This window comes from Pseudonocardia xinjiangensis (assembly GCF_012911925.1).
GTDB lineage: Bacteria > Actinomycetota > Actinomycetes > Mycobacteriales > Pseudonocardiaceae > Pseudonocardia > Pseudonocardia xinjiangensis.
The window spans coordinates 1-3943 of record NZ_JAAXKY010000269.1 but is presented as its reverse complement, the minus strand read 5'-3'; the positions used below and the strand labels follow the sequence as shown (position 1 = coordinate 3943).

Here is a 3943-nt window from a genome sequence, read left to right as displayed (position 1 = left end):
CGGGGGGGAGGCGGGGTGGGGCCGGGCCGCGCCAGACCACCTGTGCTCCACCGGCCGGCTCGTGATCGGCTGCGGGTATGGATCGCGCGCCGCCTGCGTTGGGTGCCATGTGGATCAACGTGGAGGCGTGCCCGACCGGACCTGGCTGATCGCGGTCGCGGCGGCGCTGTGGGGTACCGACGGCCTGCTCCGCCAGCCGCTCGCCGGGCAGCTCCCGGCAGCGACGATCGTGTTCTGGGAGCACCTGCTGATCGTGCTGGTGCTGGTGCCCTTCCTGCCCTCCGCGGTGCGGGCCTTCCGCTCGGCCACCCCCAAGGAGCGCACCGCGCTGGTCCTGATCGGCGCCGGCGCGTCCGCCGTGGCGACGGCGCTGTTCACGCAGGCCTTCCAGCTCGGCGACCCGGTCACACCGCTCGTGCTGCAGAAGCTCCAGCCCGTGATCGCCGTGGTGGCGGCGGCCCTGCTGCTCGGGGAACGGGTGCGCGGGCGGTACTGGCTGTTCGCGGTGCCCGCGCTCGCCGGGGCGTGGTTGATGGCCTTCGCCGACCCGTTCTCGGCTGCCCCGAAGGCGGTGGCCGCCGCACTGCTGGCGGTGGGTGCGGCCGCGCTGTGGGCCGTGGGCACCGTGCTCGGCCGGATGGTGAGCGTGCGTATCGCCAGCCGCGACGTCACCGTGCTCCGGTTCGCGATCGGGCTGCCGGCCAGCGCGATCGTGCTCGCGGCGCAGGGCGCACCCGTCGCCGTCACCCCGGCCCAGCTCGGCCCGCTCGTGCTCCTCGCGCTGATCCCCGGCCTGCTCGGGCTGGCGCTGTACTACCTCGGCCTGCGCTCCACCGCTGCCGCCCGCGCGACTCTCGCCGAGCTCGCGTTCCCCGTGACCGCCACGCTGGTGGGGGTGGGCCTGCTCGGCACCGAGCTGAGCCCGACGCAGTGGCTGGGCCTGGCCGTGGTGGTCCTGTCGGTCACCGCACTGGGCCTGCGTGAACGCACCCGGGAGCCGGTCGTGCAGGTGGCGCCGGCGTCCTGACGGCAGTCAATGCCCTCCGGCGCGGAACTCGTCGAGGATGCGGCGCTCCCGTTTGGTGGGCCGCCCGGCGCCGCGGTCCCGCCGGGCCACGGGGATGGCGGCCTCGGGCGGCGGCGCCGGGGTGCGGTCGATGAAGCAGGTGGCCGCCTCAGCGGCACCCACTCGCTTCTGGATCACCCGGACGACCTCCACGATCCGGGTCGTGTCGTGTACCCGCGCCCGTACCTCGTCACCGGGCTGCACGAGGGTGGCCGGCTTCGCCGGGCGGTCGTTCACCCGCACGTGCCCGCCGCGGCAGGCCGACGCGGCATCCGGGCGGGTCTTGGTCAGGCGCACCGCCCACAACCAGCGGTCCAGTCGAGTCGACTCCACGCCCCGATGATGGCCGCCGCCGCCCCGCAACGCGACAGCCGCACAGTCTCACAGCCTCACGGGCGACGGATGCGCAGCTGGTCGACCACGACCCGCACGCGGGGATCCTCGCGGAGCTCCTCGAGCGAGACCGGCAGCGGCAGCCGCCAGTTCGGGTACTCGTCGACCGTCCCCGGCAGGTTGGGCTGGCGTACCTCTCCCACGACGTCGTAGGGGGAGATGAGCACCAGCCGCGACCGGCTACGGGCGAGCAGCGCATGGATCGCGACCACCAGCTGGTCCTCACCCGGCTCCTCGCCGGTGACGAGACCCTCGCCCCGCAGCAGCTCCACCAGCTCCAGCCGGTCGATGCGCGCCCTGGCCTCCTCGGCCGCCACGTCGTCGAGCAGGCCCAGCTCGGCGCGCGCCCGTACGTGCTCGCCCCGCAGGAAGCCCGAGGCCGTCGGCAGGTCGTGCGTCGACACCGTGGCCACCGACTCCTCCGGCCAGCGCTCCGGAGGCAGCAGCGGCTCGCCGGGTGCGTCGAGATCGCGGGTGAACCACAGGACCGACGATCCGAGCATCCCCTTCTCCGCGAGCCCCTCGGTGACCTCCGGCTCGACGGTGCCCAGGTCCTCACCGATCACCAGCGCCCCCGCCCGGTGCGCCTCGAGGGTGAGCACCGCGAGCATGACCTCGGCGTCGTAGTGGACGTAGGTGCCGCGGTCGGCCGACTCTCCCGGCGGCACCCACCACAGCCGCCACAGGCCGGCGACGTGGTCGATCCGCAGCCCGTCGGCCTGCCGGAGCAGCGCGCGCAGCAGGTCGCGGTACGCGGCGTACCCGGTGGCAGCGAGCCGGTCCGGGCGCCACGGGGGAAGCCCCCAGTCCTGCCCCTGCTGGCTGAACGCGTCCGGCGGAGCGCCCACCCGCACCCCGAGGGCGAGCACCTCCTGCAGCGCCCAGCCGTCGGCGCCCTGCGGGTCGCATCCGACGGCCAGGTCGTGCACCACGCGCACGCCGGCGGCCCGCGCGGCGTCCCGCACGCCGGCGAGCTGCGCCTGCACCTGCTGCTGCACCCAGGCGTGGAACGCCACCCGCGGGCCGAGCTCCTTGCGCATCGCGGCCACGCCGGGTGCGTCCGGGTGCCGCAGCTCCTCCGGCCACAAGCTCCAGCGGCCGCCGAAACGTTCCGCCAGCGCGCAGAACGTGGCGAACTCCCACAGGTCGGCGTCCGCGTCGCGGGGTTCGGGACGGCCCTCGGAGCGCCACAGCAGCTCGAGCGCGGCACGCTTGGCCGCCCACACCCGGTCGTGCTCGATCTCCCCGCCCGCCGTCTCCGGGCGGAGTGCGTCGACCTCGGCCCGAGTCGGACCGTCGGCGCGGCGGTAGGCCTCGAGGTCGGTGACACGCAGCGCCAGCGGGGTGCCGAAGCGCCTGCTGGACGGCGTGTACGGCGACGGCTGCACCGGTGGTACCGGCGTGATCGCGTGCAGCGGGTTGAGCAGCACCGCGCCCGCGCCGTGCTCGGATCCCGTCCAGGCGGTGAACTCCCGCAGGTCGCCGAGGTCGCCGATGCCCCACGAGCCCGCCGAGTGCAGCGCGTAGAGCTGCAGCATCCAGCCCCAGGCGCGTGGGGAGGGATCGAGCGCAGGCGGTGCGACGACGACGGTCACCTCCTGGTCGCCCGTCTCGAGCCGGTACCAGCCCGGCTCCAACCCGGCGGGGATCTCGGTGACCTCCCGTCGCGCGCCCCGCTCGTCGACCAGCACACCGGGGACAGGCAACGGGCGCGGCCGGTCCGTGCGCGCCGCGATCGTGCCGGGCGGCCTCCCTGCAGCGGCAGCCGCGCGCGCCGTGGCCAGTGCGGCCCGCCGTGCCTCGGGACTGCCGGCGTCGACGTCGAGCAGGCCGAGCACCTGGATCACGACCTCCGGATCGACCTGTACCGGCCGCCGGCTGCCGTCGCGGTACTCCGTCGCCACGCCGTGCGCAGCGGCCAGCTCCCTCAGCTCTGTGTCCACACCGCTCCGTTCCCGCACCGCGCGTGATCTACCCCGATCAGGGGGAGATCCCGCATGCCGTCACGCCGAGATCACGCGGCGGTGGCATTACCAGTGGTAACAACCCACCCACCACTACCTGATCGAGGCACTCTTCGAGTGCTAGGTTCCTGGCTGGGCTATTCGCCCGGTACTCCCGCAGCGCACGTGCGTCCATGGTGGTCCCGGCCGCATGATCGTTGTCACCGGGGGTCATGGGGTGGTGACGGGGGAGCGGGAGACTGCCGGGATGAGCACGCTGGGTCTGATCGCAGTGGGTGTCGCCGTCGTGGCCGTGGGTGTGGTCATGCTCCTGCGCAGCAGGACGGCCGGCGCCGACGCGAACCGCCCGAGGACCGTCGCCGACCTCGTCCGGCTCCGGGCCGAGAGCAGCGGATCGCCTGTTCCCGCTGCTGTGGCGGTGCAGACCGGTGGGCGGGACGCCGCCGCACCGGACAGGGCCGGCCCGCCCGAGCCCCCGCCACCGCGTCCGGTCACCGTCGGGCCCGACCGGCCCCGGACC

The 3943-nt window shown here is 74.7% G+C and carries 3 protein-coding genes and 1 pseudogene; 2 read left to right on the top strand and 2 right to left on the bottom strand.

What is annotated here, in order from left to right; all coding sequences use genetic code 11:
* Window positions 1–127 precede the first annotated feature (127 nt).
* A complete protein-coding gene (locus HF577_RS36780) occupies window positions 128–1027 on the top strand; it encodes a DMT family transporter (protein WP_312859625.1) in 900 nt (299 codons plus the stop codon).
* Between the two features lie 6 nt (window positions 1028–1033).
* Here HF577_RS36780 and HF577_RS36775 read toward each other — a convergent pair whose 3' ends face one another.
* Entirely contained in the window at window positions 1034–1399 is a 366-nt protein-coding gene (locus HF577_RS36775; RefSeq protein WP_169400613.1) for an RNA-binding S4 domain-containing protein, read from the bottom strand.
* Between the two features lie 56 nt (window positions 1400–1455).
* Window positions 1456–3402 carry a 4-alpha-glucanotransferase gene (gene malQ / locus HF577_RS36770; RefSeq protein ID WP_312859624.1) on the bottom strand — a complete coding sequence of 649 codons (1947 nt, stop codon included), beginning with the start codon at window positions 3400–3402 and terminating at the stop codon, window positions 1456–1458.
* Between the two features lie 268 nt (window positions 3403–3670).
* On the opposite strand from malQ, the pseudogene HF577_RS36765 reads away from it, so the two are divergent.
* Window positions 3671–3943: pseudogene (locus HF577_RS36765) on the top strand (hypothetical protein); the annotation flags it as partial.